General features: G+C 69.3%; 13 protein-coding genes. 10 read left to right on the forward strand and 3 right to left on the reverse strand.

Going from position 1 to position 15,241, the window contains the following annotated elements:
- Positions 1 to 1,130: 1,130 nt before the first annotated feature.
- From panD to AB0395_RS25895, 8 genes are all read left to right on the forward strand, one after another.
- Entirely contained in the window at positions 1,131 to 1,547 is a 417-nt protein-coding gene (gene panD, locus AB0395_RS25860; RefSeq protein ID WP_366284784.1) for an aspartate 1-decarboxylase, read from the forward strand.
- Between the two features lie 33 nt (positions 1,548 to 1,580).
- On the forward strand, positions 1,581 to 2,816 hold the full coding sequence (locus AB0395_RS25865; protein WP_366284786.1) for a cytochrome P450: 1,236 nt from the start codon (positions 1,581 to 1,583) through the stop codon (positions 2,814 to 2,816).
- A gap of 16 nt (positions 2,817 to 2,832) precedes the next feature.
- Positions 2,833 to 3,972, forward strand: a complete 1,140-nt coding sequence (locus AB0395_RS25870; RefSeq protein ID WP_366284789.1) for a nucleotide disphospho-sugar-binding domain-containing protein — start codon at positions 2,833 to 2,835, stop codon at positions 3,970 to 3,972.
- A complete protein-coding gene (locus tag AB0395_RS25875; protein ID WP_366284792.1) occupies positions 3,969 to 4,934 on the forward strand; it encodes an ABC transporter ATP-binding protein in 966 nt (321 codons plus the stop codon). The genes AB0395_RS25870 and AB0395_RS25875 overlap by 4 nt, the downstream gene beginning before the upstream one ends.
- Positions 4,931 to 5,587: a hypothetical protein gene (locus AB0395_RS25880; RefSeq protein WP_366284793.1), complete on the forward strand. Its 657-nt coding sequence runs from the start codon at positions 4,931 to 4,933 to the stop codon at positions 5,585 to 5,587. Before AB0395_RS25875 ends, AB0395_RS25880 begins: the two co-directional genes overlap by 4 nt.
- 37 nt (positions 5,588 to 5,624) lie before the next feature.
- Positions 5,625 to 6,452 (forward strand): sulfotransferase, encoded by an 828-nt coding sequence (locus AB0395_RS25885; RefSeq protein WP_366284796.1) that lies wholly within the window; start codon positions 5,625 to 5,627, stop codon positions 6,450 to 6,452.
- A gap of 156 nt (positions 6,453 to 6,608) precedes the next feature.
- Positions 6,609 to 7,367, forward strand: a complete 759-nt coding sequence (locus AB0395_RS25890; protein ID WP_366284799.1) for a sulfotransferase — start codon at positions 6,609 to 6,611, stop codon at positions 7,365 to 7,367.
- Between the two features lie 473 nt (positions 7,368 to 7,840).
- A complete protein-coding gene (locus AB0395_RS25895) occupies positions 7,841 to 8,074 on the forward strand; it encodes a DUF6289 family protein (protein WP_366284801.1) in 234 nt (77 codons plus the stop codon).
- A 67-nt stretch (positions 8,075 to 8,141) separates the two neighbouring features.
- On the opposite strand, the gene AB0395_RS25900 is transcribed toward AB0395_RS25895, so the two are convergent.
- The 3 genes from AB0395_RS25900 to AB0395_RS25910 form a co-directional block, all read right to left on the reverse strand.
- Positions 8,142 to 12,227 carry a WD40 repeat domain-containing protein gene (locus AB0395_RS25900; RefSeq protein WP_366284858.1) on the reverse strand — a complete coding sequence of 1,362 codons (4,086 nt, stop codon included), beginning with the start codon at positions 12,225 to 12,227 and terminating at the stop codon, positions 8,142 to 8,144.
- Between the two features lie 5 nt (positions 12,228 to 12,232).
- A complete protein-coding gene (locus AB0395_RS25905) occupies positions 12,233 to 12,742 on the reverse strand; it encodes a hypothetical protein (protein WP_366284802.1) in 510 nt (169 codons plus the stop codon).
- 97 nt (positions 12,743 to 12,839) lie between these two features.
- Positions 12,840 to 13,133, reverse strand: coding sequence for a hypothetical protein (locus AB0395_RS25910; protein WP_366284803.1), 294 nt, complete (start codon positions 13,131 to 13,133; stop codon positions 12,840 to 12,842).
- Between the two features lie 194 nt (positions 13,134 to 13,327).
- Here AB0395_RS25910 and AB0395_RS25915 point away from each other — a divergent pair, with 194 nt between their 5' ends.
- Both AB0395_RS25915 and AB0395_RS25920 read left to right on the forward strand, forming a co-directional pair.
- Positions 13,328 to 13,435: a putative leader peptide gene (locus AB0395_RS25915; protein WP_366284804.1), complete on the forward strand. Its 108-nt coding sequence runs from the start codon at positions 13,328 to 13,330 to the stop codon at positions 13,433 to 13,435.
- Positions 13,436 to 13,584: 149 nt separating this feature from the next.
- The gene (locus AB0395_RS25920; protein WP_366284806.1) at positions 13,585 to 15,156 is read left to right on the forward strand and encodes a sulfatase; all 1,572 of its coding nucleotides are present in this window, start codon (positions 13,585 to 13,587) and stop codon (positions 15,154 to 15,156) included.
- Positions 15,157 to 15,241: the final 85 nt, after the last annotated feature.

Raw genomic sequence — 15,241 nt, forward strand, 5'->3', positions numbered from 1 at the left:
GAAGGGTGTCGAAAGCAACCTGGAAAACAGGGAGATCACTGAGTGCGGACTCTATGCATGACTTTACGATCCTGTCAAATCTTCAAACAAGATGTGAGTCAACAGTCATATTTCGTTTATTGAACGACCAGGCTCGCCACGCCGAGCATTAACCGATGTGATCCGTCACCCCGTTTGCCGGCCACCCGGGTCATCCGGGTTCATTCCGTCCCGGCGGCACGAGCCACCGACCCGCCGCGATCACTTCCAAAGCACAGAAGCAAGGCAATCACCGGCAGACGGGTAACCTGCCGGGAGGCGCCATTCGCCGACAGCCTACGCGCCCTTCCATGGCTGCGCGCAATGGGGGCGACATTCGCCGCAAGCCGATCCGCAGACACACCTCCCCCTCGCCGCAGGGCGGCCTCCCCCGCCTTCCACGCTCTCAGAAAATCTGAGCTTTCACCGATTTTTGCAGTTCAGAGCACACGATGGCCCTTGCAGACCAGCCCTGCCGAACAGCGGCCCACGCCACGGGAACTGCGTCGAGTAAGGGGGCGATCGCTCCATGCCCACAAAATCGGACGACGGAAATTGACCGGGACGATAAAATATCACTGCCGCCCGTAATTGAGTGTGGCTCGCATTTTACGGCCGCCGAAAACGGCTTTCGACGCTTCGAGGACCGACTCCGGCCCTGGTGAATCGCCAAAGCCCCCCACCATTTCCCCCTATCCCTACTATGAAAATGCTAATTTTCTCAGGCGGAGCGGAGGAATCAGCCGTCCCAATTCCCGGTATCCCGAAAACGGGCCGCCAGCGGCGGCCGGAGACGTGTGTTAGCTTTGCCGCGGAAGATCTATGGTTCGGCCGGGCCTTGCCGTAATCTCCGCACGCAGACCAGGGGACCGAACATCCCGTTAATTCGTTCTGACCACCCGGTTGCCGCTTCCCTGCGGCAGGGTGGCTCCGAATGCACGAGAGGGCTTTGATCACGGACAATAACCTGCGCGGCCGGTAGTGCGGAAGTATTTCGTCACGTCACACCCGGCACCGCGCCGTGCAACATTCAATGGCCCGTCGAAACGATCTCGCATCGTGCCCGGGTCCCACGGGGAAGCGTTCTCGCCGAAACACCAGGTGGAGTAGCGATGTTTCGAGAAATGCTCAAGTCGAAGATTCACCGTGCCCGGATCACCCAGGCCGACCTGCACTACGTCGGCTCCTTGACGGTCGATCGGAACCTGCTGGACGCCGCGAACCTGCTTCCCGGCGAGAAGGTCGACGTCGTGAACATCAGCAACGGTGCGCGGTTCACCACCTACACCATCAAAGGTCCCGCGGGCAGCGGGGTGATCGGGGTGAACGGGGCGGCCGCCCGCCTGGCCGCCCCCGGCGACCTGGTCATCGTGATCGCGTACGCGACCGTCCCCGAGGAGGGGGCCGCGACGTTCCAGCCGAGCATCGTCTTCGTCGACGAGCACAACAGGCCGGTCGAGATCGGGAGCGACCCCGCTTACGCCCCGGCGTCCGCGGGCCTCGCCCGCGGCGACGACCTCGCGAGCTGAACCTCCGTCCGCATCCGAGAGTGTGAGGAAAGCATGGACGTCGATCTGCAAGCGCTCGCCCGCCTGCCGTGGAGGCAGCGCATCACGGAGTCGTTCGCCTATTTCTCCGCGGGCAGGCAGGCGGGCGCGGCCGCGGCCGGCAACCAGCCCGGGGTCTGGGAGGTGTTCCGCTACGACGAGGCGGTGCGCGTGCTGAGCGCCCCCGAGACCTTCTCCAATGATTTCAGCGCGTTCATCCCGAAGGACGAGCTGCTGCTGGCGGCCGTCGCACAAGGCAACCTCGCGGGCATGGACCCGCCACGGCACCGCAGGCTGCGCAGCCTCGTCAACAAGGCGTTCACCCCGCGCGAGGTCGCGGCCCTGACCTCGAAGATCGAGAAGAAGGCGCGGCTGCTGCTGGAGGACGCGCTCGCCGCGACGAGTACCGAGGGTGAGATCGACGTGGTGCGGGAGTTCGCCAGCCCGCTCAGCGCGACGACCATCGCCGAGCTCTTCGGCGTGCCCGCGTCCGACCAGCCCGACTTCTGGCGCTGGTCGGACGCCATGCTGGGCGCCCGCCCCCAGGGCAGCCTGGGGGTCCCCGACGAGGAGGCCATGCGCAGGAAGGCCGCGATCGTGCTGGAGGCGGGACAGTACCTGCTGGCGCACATCGACCATCTGCGCGCCCACCCCGGCGAGGACCTGACGAGCAGGCTGACCACGGCGGAGGTCGACGGCGAACGGCTCTCCGACGAGGAGATCCTCGGCCTGATCGGGATGTTCCTGATCGCGGGTCACCTGCCGACCTCCGCCTGGATAGGCAACACGGTGATGTGCCTGGACGAGCATCCCCGCGTCGCGGACGGGCTCGCCGGGGACCTCTCGACCTTGCCCGCCGTACTGGAGGAGGTGCTGCGCTGGCGTCCCCCGCTGACCAGGGACCAGCGGATCACCAAGCGGGACACGGAGCTGGCCGGCGGCCTCGAGGTCCCCGCCGGAGCCATGGTGGTCGTCTGGATCGCGTCGGCCAACCGCGACCCGGAGCAGTTCGCGACGCCCGACGTGTTCGACCCGCACCGTTCCCAGCCGGTCCAGCACCTGACCCTGGGGAAAGGCGTCCACTTCTGCATCGGCTCGCCGCTGGCCAGGCTCGAGGCCCGCATCGCCATGGAGACGCTCCTGGAGCACTGCCCCAGGCCCGCCGTGGTGCGCCACGACGACATCGAGTTCCACTCGTCCATCGGCGTGCTCGGCCCCGTCCGGCTGCCGATCTCCCTTCGCGGCGCGTGAGCCCGATGGAGGAATCATGAAGGTCCTCTCCGTCGCGGCCCCCGGCTCGGGGCTCTTCCTGCCCACGGTCCCCCTGGCATGGGCGCTGCGGGCGGCCGGGCACGACGTCGTCGTCGCCAACACCGGAGCGGCGGCCGCGTCCCTGGTCTCCGCGGGCTTCTCGGCCGTCGACCTGTGCCCGGGGCGGGACGTCTTCGCGGAGTTCATGCACATCAGCGGCCTGATTAACGCGATCCCCCCGGGACAGCCGAGACCACGCGGAGGCCTCGGCATGTTCGGCGAGGCGATGGCCGACGGCCTGCTCGCGCTCGCCCGCGCCGTACGGCCCGACCTGATCCTCTCCACCCTGGAGCAGGGCGCCGCCCCGCTGGTCGCGGCCGAGCTGGGCGTCCCGCTCGTCGAGCAGAGCGTGCGTCTGGCCTGGGCCGGGACCGACCCGAGGGCCGAGCACTACCGCGACGCCATCGCCGAGTTCATGGAGCCGACCCGCGAGCGGCTCGGTCTGCCCGCCCCCGTCCGGGCGGCCGCGGTCGTCGATGTGCGCCCGCCCAGCATGGGCGGGCGGGACACCCCGGGCCACTGGTCGATGCGCTATGTCCCCTACAACGAGGCCAGATCCCTGCCCGAGTGGGCCCTGACCTGCGGTGAGCGGCCTCGGATCTGTGTCACGCTGGGCAGCGTGCTGCCCGCCTCGATGAACCTCGGCAGCCTCGGCGGCCTCCTCGCCTCCTTCGAGGACCTCGACGCCGAGTTCGTCCTGGCCATAGGCGACATCGGGCCGTCCTTCACCGGCCCCCTGCCGCGTAACGTCAGGCAGGTCGGCTGGATGCCGCTGAACGCGCTGCTGCCGACCTGCGCGGCGATCGTGCACCACGGCGGGGCCGGCACGGCGCTGACCGCGCTGGCCTGCGGCGTGCCCCAGCTCGTCGTCCCCCACGGAGCCGACCGTCCCGAGAACGCCGCCGTCCTCGTCAGGCGTGGAGTCGGGCTGTCCTGCGCGCCCTCCGAGATCACCGCCGAGCGACTACGTTCCGTTATGGTGGAGTTACTACGGGAGCAGGCGTTCGGGAAGGCCGCCACCGAGGTGCGAGACGAGATCGCGGCCCAGCCGAGTCCCGCACGGATCGTCGGCAGATTGGAGGATCTGGTCAGATGACCGACCAGGGGCGACCGGCCACGATACGGCTCGACTCGGTCTCGAAACGCTACGGGCGCGGAGAGCCGGTGCTGACCGACGTGGACCTCGAGGTGCGGGCGGCCGACATTCTGGCCGTCATGGGCGGCAACGGCTCGGGGAAGTCGACACTCCTGAGAATCGTCGCCGGGTTGTCGTCGCCGTCCTCGGGGCGGCTCGCCCGCAACGCCCGCGTCATCGGATACGTGCCTGACCGCATCTCCTCCCACGAACGGATGTCCGCGACCACGTACCTGCGGCACATGGGCCGGATGCGCGGCCTGAGCACCTCGGCGGCGAACCGACGGGCCCGCGACCTGCTCGACCGCCTCGCGCTGGTCGGCGGCGCCGAAACGCCGTTGCGGAAACTGTCCAAAGGCAACGCGCAGAAGGTCACCCTGGCCCAGGCGCTGCTCGTCCCTCCCGACCTGCTCGTCCTCGACGAACCGTGGGCGGGCCTGGACGTCTCCGTGCACGGCACCCTGCACGAGCTGATGGCCGAGACCGCCGCGCACGGCGGCGCGGTGATCTTCACCGACCATCGCGAGTCGGTCGTCCACTCCAGCGCCTCCAAGGTCTGCCGGATCGACCGCGGACGGCTCACCCTCAACGAGAACACCGGCGACACCGGGAACGCCGGGAACGCCGGGAACGCCGGGAACGCCACCCGCTCTCCCGGCGCGTCCTCGTGGGAACCGGGCCCCCTCTCCGAGCTCATGCGGATCACCCTCACGGCGGGCCCGGACGCCCCGTCCGGCACACCCGGCTGGGCGTCCATGCCCGGCGTGGTGAGCGCCGACCCGCGTGACGACGGCGTCGAGGTCCTCGTCCACCGAGGGGCACACGACCGGCTGCTGGCCACCGCGATCACCGGCGGCTGGTCGGTCGCCCACGTCGCCGCCGAGCCCCAGCCCGCACCACGCACACCGGAGAGATCCCGTTGATCGCGCTCTACCGCTACCAACTGGCCAGCCTGGTCTTCTCACAGCGTTATCTGCCTCCCGTCCTGGTCTTCCTGGTCGCACTGTCCGTGGGCACGAGCTCGGGCGCCGGCCCCCTGCTCGGGGCGTACGCCTTCTGCGTGATCGCGGTGCTGGGCTGCGCCACCTGGCTGACGATCGCCGTGGTCAACCACGAGGATCCGACCCAGCGCCAGGTCGTCACCGTGACGGTCGGCACGGCCGAACGCGTGCTGGCCGCCAACGTCGCCACCGCGCTCACCGGATGCTCGTTCATGATCGTGATCGGGCTCGGATACCCCATCCTGATGGGGCACTACATCGTCACGGCGACGGCGGTCGCGACCGGGGCGCTGGCCCAGCTCGCCATGGCCCTGCTGGGGATGGCCCTGGGGTTGCTCACCTCCCGGCTGGTCATCCCGCGCCTCGGCGTCGCCGTGATCGTGGCGGTGGTCGTGCTGCTGGCGATGCTGCTTCTCCCGTGGCTGTCACCGGTGAGACCGCTCATCCAGTTGCTGTCCGACGCGCCCTATCCGGACGACGTCGCCGTGCGCGCCGCCGTACTCACCTGCGTCTCAGCCGTGATCCTCGCGGCCTGCTCGATCGCCACCCACCTCGTCGCCAGGCGCGGGGACTGACTCCGGCGCCGGCCAACCACGTATCGGACGGGGAGACATGACCTCAACCGAGTCCCTGCCCCAGCCCGCCCATCCGGCGTTGACCCCGCCGAAACCGTTCCCCCCGCCTCCCCTGACACCGGGGTGGGAGCCGGGCCCTCCCGACTTCGTGGGAATCGGGGCCATGCGTTCCGGGACCACCTGGTGGTGGTCGGTGCTGAGAAGCCACCCGGGGGTCGCGCCGGCGGACGCGGCGGACGGCCCGCACGCGGGGGCGTACACCGGCAAGGAACTGCACTTCTTCGACCACTACGGCCAGGTCGAGGACGTCGACCCCGCGGCCTACCACCGCTACTTTCCCCGGCCTCCCGGATCCCTGGTGGGAGAGTGGACGCCCCGCTACATGTACGACTTCTGGACGCCGCCCATGCTGCGGCAGGCGGCACCGGACGCCCGGATCCTCGTGATGCTGCGGGACCCGGTCGAGCGCTTCGTCTCCGGTGTGGCCCGCTACTCGACCCGGGGGTTCGCCGTGGATCCGGCGCTGTACCACGATCAGTTCAGCCGGGGGCTGTACTGGCGGCAGCTCATCGGAGTCCTCGGTTACTTCCCCCGTGACCGGGTTCTCGTGCTGCAGTACGAGCGGTGCGTGCGCGACTTCGCCGGGCAGGCGCGACGCACCTTCGCCTTCCTCGGGCTGGATCCCGAGCGGTGGACCCCTCCCACGCGGCCGGAGACGCCCGTCGGCATCGTGACCCGCGGCGCGGAGGTCGTCAACGCCGCGACCCTTGAGGCGATCCGGCAGGCCTATCGGGGGGACCTCGACCGGCTTTTCACCGACTTCCCCGACCTCGACCGCGCTCTGTGGCCATCCGCCTCCGGATGACCTGGCCGATCGGCTCCACCTCTGTACGGCCTGCTCGCGTACGGCCTGCTCGCTCCGCCTGACCGCGTCCCGCGGGCGCCCGCTTTTCGAACATCCTGCCCACTCCCCCGGGGCCCGGTGAAACCGATGACGCTCCGCCGAGAAACGGAGATCCCCATGAGCGTTTCCAGTCCGGAACAGACGGGGACCGGCGACCGCCTGGTCCCTTCACCGGTTTTCGTCCTCTCCCCCATGAGGTCCGGCTCGACCCTGCTCCGGGTCCTGCTGAACAGCCACTCCATGATCCGCGCTCCGCACGAGATGCACCTGCGAACCCTGGGGGTGACGTACGCGAAGCCGTACACGGAGGTGGCGGTCGACCGGCTCGGCCTGGACCGCGAACAGCTCGAGTACCTGCTGTGGGACCGGATCCTGCACCGGGAACTCGGCCGCAGCGGCAAACAGGTCATTGTCGACAAGACCCCGGGTAACGCGCTCAGCTGGCCCCGTCTCAAGGAGTGCTGGCCGCTGGCCAGGTTCGTCTTCCTGCTCAGACACCCCGCCTCGATCTTCGCGTCGATGAGCGAGATCTCCCCCAACGCGTCGCCCGAGACGACGGCGGCCCTGGTGCTCGAACACGTCGACGGTGTGGAGGAGGCGCGGAACACGCTGCCGGGCCACACCGTGCGATATGAGGAGCTCGTCTCGGAGCCGACGCGGGCGACGGAGGAGATCTGCTCGTTCCTGGGGGTGCCGTGGGAGCCCGGGATGCTCGAGTACGGAAAGTTCGACCACGGATCGTTCGAGACGTTCATCGGCGACTTCACCGGCAAGATCCGCACGGGGACGATCTGCGACCCGCGGCGGCTCCCCGCCCCGGACGCCGTTCCCGCCTCGCTGCGGGACGCCTGCCGGAGGTGGGGATATCCGGCCTGACAGGGACCGGCCCCGGAGAAACCCCGGAGAAACCCCAGAAAAACCACCGCCCATCCGACGGGAAACGCCGGCTCTCTGTCGTGTCTCCCTGATTTCCACGTGCCGCCTCCCGACGATTTCCACGTGCCGCCTCCCGACGGTACGACTGTTTCCGTGCGCCCCTCCTGAGGAGGCAACTACCGCGACGGCCTGATCCGCGAAACCCCGGGATGCCGGTTTGCCGCCTTTCCCGGTCACTGTTTTCCGTGCACGCTGGCAGTGATCCACCGCGCCTGGCGACGTTTCGCGACGGATCGCCGGAAGAGGTGGAGGAACGGCTCCGCGCACCACGGGAACAGCGGGTCCAGCGGGTCCCCGAGAACTCCCCGCGGCGGCGACCGATTCCGGCCACGAAGGGCGCACCTCACCCGGCGACCTGAGACCCCTCGCCGCTTCCACCAACAGGAAGTCACCCCGACCAGGAAGGACCGCTCATGATGCGCCGCGTACTCCTCGCCACCGCCCTCACCACCACCGCCCTCGCCATCCTCCCGGCCACCCCCGCCCAGGCCATGCCGTGCGGGCTGGGCCACAGCTGCAGCACCACGTACTACTCCGACGACTCGCACACCACGGCGGTCGGCGGCGAGTGGACGGACTGCGACGGCTACACCGTCAGCTGGGGCGTCCGGGGCGGCTACAGCACGCGCTACGACAGCGAGTGCTGACCTGGCCTCCCGGACAGCCGCACGCCGCCCCTGAGACGGTGGGCCGCGTGCGGTTCCGTCCGGCCGGTCAGGGACAGACCTTCTGGAAGGGCTCGCCCGGCGGGAGGTAACGCCTCCACTCCTGCTCGGTGAGGGAACGGCCCGCGACGGCGCAGACCGCGCTGAGCGGATCAGCGGGGATGCCGACCTTCCACAGCCGGACGGTTCCGTCGAAGCCACCGGCGGTGGCCAGGGTCGTGCCGTCCGGGCTGAACACCACGTCCTCGACGATGCCGGTGTGCCCCGTGAACGGGCCGCCGATCGCCCGGCGGGTCGCCGTGTCCCACAGCCGGACGGTGCTGTCGGAGCTGGCGGTGGCCAGTGTCCTGCCGTCCGGGCTGAACGCCACCGTGGTCACGTAGTGGACGTGGCTTTCGAGCGTGGCACCGATCGGCTGGCGGGTCACGACGTCCCACAACCGCACCTCCCCGTTGAAGCCGCCGATGGCCAGGGTCCTGCGGTCCGGGCTGAACGCCACCGCGTCGATGGCGCCGATGCCGCCCTCGATCGGGTCACCGATCAGCCGCCGGGCCGCGACGTCCCACAACCGCAGCAGCCCGTCGTTGCCACCGGTGGCCAAGCTCCTGCCGTCCGGACTGAACGCCACCGTGTGAAAAACGGGGTCCCCGTCCCTGATGGGGTCGTACGGGGCAAAGACGTTTTTGAGGGGCTCGCCGACCGGTCGCCGGGTCGCGACGTCCCACAGCCACACGTCCCCGTCATCGCCACCGACGGCCAGGGTTCTGCCGTCCGGGCTGAACGCCACCGGCTCGTTCCGATCGGCGCGGTCTTTGAGAGGCTCGCCGATCGGCTGCCGGGCCGCGACGTCCCACAACCGCACTTTCCCGTCGTAGTCAACGGTGGCGAGCGTCGTACCGTCCCGGCTGAGCACCATCGTCTTGACACCCTCGAGATAGCGCTCGGGGAGATCGCCGACGGGTTCACGCGTCGCGGCGTTCCACAACCTGACGCCGCCCTCCGCGTCGCCGGCGGTGGCCAGGGTCGCGCCGTCCGGGCTGAACACCACCGCGCGAACGGAGTGTGTGTAGCCGAGTGACTCACCGACCAGCCGCGCGGGCGGCATGCTCACCAGCCAGGCATCCCCGCCGCCCCCGGCGGTGGCCAGGGCCGTACCGTCCGGACTGAAGGCCATCGCGTAGATGGCGTCGCCATTGGCCTTGAGAGGAGCACCGATCGGCTCGCGCGTCGCCGTGTTCCACAGCCTCACGTACCCGTACCGATCGGAGGTGACCAGAAAAGCGCCGTTCTGACTGAACACCACCCGGCTGATGGGGTCCAGATCCTTTCCCTGAAGACCGCCGATCAGCCGCCGGGTCGCGACGTCCCACAGTTCCACGGTCCTGCCGTGGCCGCTGACCGCCAGGGTCGCGCCGTCCGGGCTGAACGCCGTCGCCTCAAGGGAGGTCGTCCCGCCCTCGAAGAGGACACCGGCCGATCGACGCGCCGCGACGTCCCACAACCGCAGCCTCCCGTTGCCGTCCTCCTCGGCCAGCAGCCCGCCGTCCGGGCTGAACAGCAGGCCCGCGGTGAAGGAGGCGGCGTTCTTGAACGGCTCGGCGATCAGCTCGCGCGTCGCGGCGTCCCGCACCGTGACGCCGCCCTTCGCGTCACCGATGGCCAGGGTTCTGCCGTCCGGGCTGAACGCCACCGCGGTGACCGAACCGGCAAAACCCCTGATCGGGTCACCGATCGGCTGACGGGTCCCCACCCTCCACAGCCGCACGGTCGCGTCCTCACCGGCGGTGACCAGGATCGTGCCGTCCGGGCTGAGTGCCATGTCCTCGATGCCTCCGGTGTGACCGGTGACCAGGGTGCCGATCGGCCTGCGCGTCGCCGTGTCCCACAGACGAGCGGTCCCGTCGTTCCCGACGGTGGCCAGCAGCCTGCTGTCCGGGCCGAACGCCACATCCCTGACGGGGCCGGTGTGGCCGGGCAGAACGGCCTGGACGCCGGTGGCCAGGGCCTCGACCATGGCGTAGCGTGCCTCGCCGGTGTCGTCGAGACGCCCGGCGGTGGCGGCCAGCAGCCCGGCCACGACGGGGTCGACGCCGATGGCCTGCTCGCTTTGCGCGATCACCAGCCGGGAGAGGGCCTCCCGGCGCCGGGCCTCGGCGACGTCCTGCGCCCTGAGGGCGGCCATGGCCGCGAGCGAGGCGATCAACGTCAGGGCGGTCAGGACGGCGACGGCGGCACGGACGAGGCGCCCGCGGCGGACGGCGGCCCGCTCGGTGTGGGCGGCGGCCTCGTCCGCGGCGGCGAGGAATTCGGTGACGGCGTCGGTCGGCGGCGGGTAGCGCAGCGGGTTGGCCCGCCAGTGGGCGCGGGCCTCGTGCAGCGCGGTGAGACGGCCGCCCCGGTAGAGGAACGAGGGATCGCGGTCGTTGCGCCGCCAGTCCTCGGCGTCCTCGCGGAGCTGGCCGTACAGGATCCGGTGGTCCTGGTCGGTCCGCAGCCAGTCGGCCAGGCGCGGCCAGGCCGTCAGCAGGATGTCGTGCGCCAGCTCGACGCTGTCCCCGTCGGCGACCATCAGCCGCTGGCCGGTGAAGGCCTCCACGATCCCGTCGAGGTCGTCGGCGACGCTCGGGGAACGGCCGGAGTGCAGTTCGACGCGGGTCACCCGGCGCCGCGCGACCTGACCGTCCGGGGTGATGACCGTCAGCTGCTGCACGAGCTGCTCGACCAGGGCACGCCGGGCCGGGGGGAGCCCGTCGTAGGCGGCCTCCGCGCCGGTCTGCACGGCGTGGGCGACACCACCTGCGGCACCGTAATCGCGCAGGGTCAGCCTGCCGTCCTCGCTGTGCCGCCAGGTCATCAGCATCGCCTGCGACAGCAGCGGCAGCGCCCCCGCCGCCGCCCCCACCGCGGCGCCCGGCCCGCCGCCTGAGTCCGTGCCCGTGCCGAGATGCCGGCCGGGCGCCGCGAGGGAGCGCAGGTCGCCCACGACCAGGTCCGCGAGACCGTCGTCCAGCGTCAGGCCTGCGCGTCCCGCGGGGCCGATGATCGCCCGGCGTAGCTCGGCGTCGTCCATCGCCGCCAGGGTGAACGGTCCGGCGCGCAGCGCGTCGACCAGTGGCGGGAGGGACGCGCAACGGTCCCAGAAGTCTCCTCGGACGGCCACGACGACCAGTCCCGCCGGTTCCCCCGCGGGACCGACGGGGGTTTCCGCGGCGGCCCGCAGCGCCGTCAGGAACGCCCGCGCCGCTTCGGACACCGTTTCCTCCGGGTATCCGGCATGCCCGTGCCGGGCCGGTGAACTTTCCTCCGGGTATCCGGCCTGCTCGTGCCCGGCCGGTGAACTCCCGGCACGTTCTTCCCCGCCCGGCGAGCCTCCGGGACCTTCCTTCCCTCCCGTCTGACTCTCTGTGCGGCCTTCCCGGTCCGGTGAGCCTCCCGAGTCGTCCGCGGTCGTGGCGGTCGTGGCGAGGGTGAAAATCTCCTCGAACTGGTCGACCACCACGACCAGCCTTCCCTGTCCCGCCTCCGGCCCCGCGGAGGCGCCGGGACCGGCATGCGCCAGTGCCGCCTGCCGGAACAGCAGGTGGGCCTGTTCCGGATGCGCGGCCAGACCGGTACGGACGGTCGCGGGGTCGGCCGCGCCGTTCAGCGCGGCCAGGTGAACGGCCAGCTCGGTCAGCGGGTCGCCGGTCGGGGTCATGACCAGGCGGGGCCAGCGAGCACTGCCCGGCGCGCCGGGCAGCAGCCCGTCGGCGAGGTACGGCAGCAGCCCGGCTCGCAGCAAGGAGGACTTGCCCGCTCCGGACGGGCCGGTGACCACCAGCATTCCCAGCCCGTCAAGGCGGTCGGCCAGCATCAGGGCGAGCTGCGCGGTGACCTGTTCCCGACCGTAGAACACCTCGGCGTCGGCCTCGCCGAAGGGCGCCAGGCCCCGGTACGGGCTGCCCGTCCAGAGCTTCTCAGGCGGGGCTGCGGCGAGGTGGATGTGCTCGTGGGTGGTGTGCACGACGGTCCCGGCGACCGGGCCGTGGAAGACGTTGCCGTGGAACTCCACGTGGTCACCGGTGTGGTGCCGCTTGCCTGCCTCGTCCTCCTGCTGGAACCGGGCCTCGGCGGGACGCTCCTCAGGCCGGGGCATCGCGCTCACGTCCCCCCGGGGTCGGCCGGGTCAGTGGGAGCGGTGTTCTTGCCGGTGACCGGTCCGTGGAAGACGTTGTTCTGGAACTCCACGTGGTCTCCACCGTAGCGGCGGGCGGGCGCGGGCCGAGAGGCGGGCGGCTCCGCGACGGGGGAACCCGCCGGGGTGCCCGGCGGGCTGCCGGACCGGATCGCCAGGCCGGGAGGCATCGCCGGATCGGGGAGCATCGTCGGGCCGGGAGGCATCGCCAGATCGGGAGGTGGAGGCGACGTGCCGCCCATGGTGACCGCCTTCCGGGGCTGGGCGGCGGGATCGGGGACGGCGGGCGTCTCGGAGGCGCGCAGGCCGTACACCGAGACGGCCAGCCCGGCCAGGCCGACGAACGCGCCCAGCACGCTGGCCAGCCGATCGGCCTGCTCCAGGCCGACCATCACGAAGGCCACGCCCAGCGCCCCGGCCACGACGCCCACTCCCGCAAGCAAGATCCCCTTTCGGGGCTTTCGCTGCGTCGCCACGATGTCCATCATGACGGCAGGAGTCCGCAGGAGACAGTGAATACGGGAAACGGCGGCCACGCTTTTCGCGGAATGAAATGAGAAGGGTCAGCCTCATTCAACTATCCCGACATTCTTCCTTTAAGGATTTTCGGACGCACTTTTCTGAATTTATGCCTTGATCCACCGCGCGTTTGAACGGTGCCCGCGGCGAGTCGCACAGGTTGATCTCCCACCACACGCCGGCCTTCACCCCGGGCCCCTCGGAGTTCATGGCGATGACGGGGACCCCGGCGGCCTCGGCCCGGCCGTAGACCCCGCCCGTCGCGCCCGCTCTTGGCTCAACCGGATCGAGGCCCAGTTCACCGCCCTGCGTTACTTCGCCCTCGACGGCGCCGACCACCCCGACCACCCCGACCACCCCGACCACAAGGCCCGGGGCGGCATGATCCGCCGCTACAGCATCTGGCGAAAAAGCACGCCGCCGACGAACGCCCGCACAAGGTCGCAAATAGGGCGAACGTTACATAATGTGGCAGTAATTCAGCGGCGACTGCGCGTAATTACCCACTTGACCGGTAGGATTAATTCGGATTTGATGTGGTTATGACATCGACCGCCTGGAGTGGACACAGCTTCCACGCCACTGTGCGGCGTCACATCGATTTGGCGCGCGTGAGCAGCGCCCTGTGCCGCCCGGTTCACCACCGCTGATTCCCCACCTCTCCCATTCGGGCGCGACCTTCTGTGTCCGCAGCCGCCGGCATGCCTGGATGGACTTCACCCTGTTCGAGGCTGGAATGTCTCGGCATGCATTCATCGACATCACGCGATGAACTAGGTATTCCAAGAAAGGGTGCAGCATGAATGCCCACAAGCCACATCGTCACCGATTGAAAATCTTGGGGGCCCTGCTTATCGCATTCGCGAGCATCGCCTACGCGGGTGTGAAACTCGACAGTTCGCCGGTGTCGGCGGCGACGACCCAGCCCAACATCGTCTTCATCCTCACCGATGACCTCAACGAGGACGTCTTCGGCAAGGACGCCGGGCTACAAACACTCCTGACCAGTCAGGGAACGACATTCAACAAGCAGTTCGTCGAACTGTCGCTGTGCTGCCCATCGCGAACGTCCACGCTGCGCGGACAGTTCGCACACAACACGGGCATCTACACCAACGACGCCGCCTCCGGCGGCGGATTCCAGTCCGTCTACAGCAAAGGACTGGAGAACTCGACCGTCGCCACCTGGCTGCAAAGCGCCGGGTACCGCACCGGATTCTTCGGTAAATACCTCAACGGGTACCCCAACGGAGCGCCCAGTAGTACCTACATTCCGCCTGGGTGGACGCGCTGGTTCAGCCCCAACGGCGGAAGCCCGTATTCGGAGTACAACTACGACGTCAACGACAATGGCACGACCGTCCACTTCGGCGCCGCACCGTCGGACTACGGCGTTGACGTGATCTCTCGCAAACTGACCACGTTCATCAAGAACACCACCACCAACTACCCGGACAAGCCATTCTTCACCTACGTCGCCCCCTACATCCCACACGGACCAGCGACGCCGCCGCCGCGCTACGACGGCATCTACCCCAACGCCAAGGCTCCACGCACTCCGTCTTTCAACGAGGACGACGTCAGCGACAAGCCAGCCTGGATCCGCAACAAGCCCAAGCTCACCACCGCCCAGATCAACAACATCGACGCCTTCTACGAAAAGCGCAGAGAATCCTTGCGCTCGGTCACCGACCTCGTCCAGGACACGATTGACACTCTGCAGGCGCAAGGCGTACTCGACAACACCTACATCGTCTTCACGTCAGACAACGGCTTCCACCAGGGCCAGCACCGCCTGAACTCCGGCAAGAACACCGCCTTCGAGGAAGATCTCAACGTCCCGCTGGTCATCCGCGGACCCGGCGTCCCCGCCGGGGCGGTCGTCAACGCCTTCACCCTCAACGTCGACCTCGCACCGACTTTCGCCGAACTGGCCGGAGCAACCGCGCCCGCCTTCGTCGACGGCCGCTCACTCGTGCCGTTCCTGCGCGGCACCACACCATCGCGGTGGCGCCTGGCGTTCCTCAACGAGCATGCCGGACCCAGCACCCTGAACACCAACACCCTGAACAACCTGCTGGAACCCCAAGATCCCGGCGACGCACAAGCGCTCGCCTCCGGAGGCGCCCCCCTCTACGTCGGCCTGCGGGCCAAACCCAACACGCTCGGCGTAAACGCAGCGTTGAACTACGTCGCCTACGACACCGGCGAACATGAGCTGTACGACCTGTCCGCCGATCCCTACCAGCTCGACAACTCCTACAGTAGCGCCGGCTCCACGCTCAAACAGAGGCTCGATACCTGGGTCACCAGACTCAAGAACGCCTCTGGGCAGGCATTGCGAGACGCGGAAGAGAACCCGCCGCAGTAGAGGGCCCATAGCGGTGCGGGCGGGGATGCGGTGCGGCCCTCGAGCGCATCCCTGGCCCCGGCGGTCCAGTACAGGTAGATCATCA

Source organism: Streptosporangium sp. NPDC051023 (assembly GCF_040689595.1).
In the GTDB taxonomy this organism is placed as follows: domain Bacteria; phylum Actinomycetota; class Actinomycetes; order Streptosporangiales; family Streptosporangiaceae; genus Streptosporangium.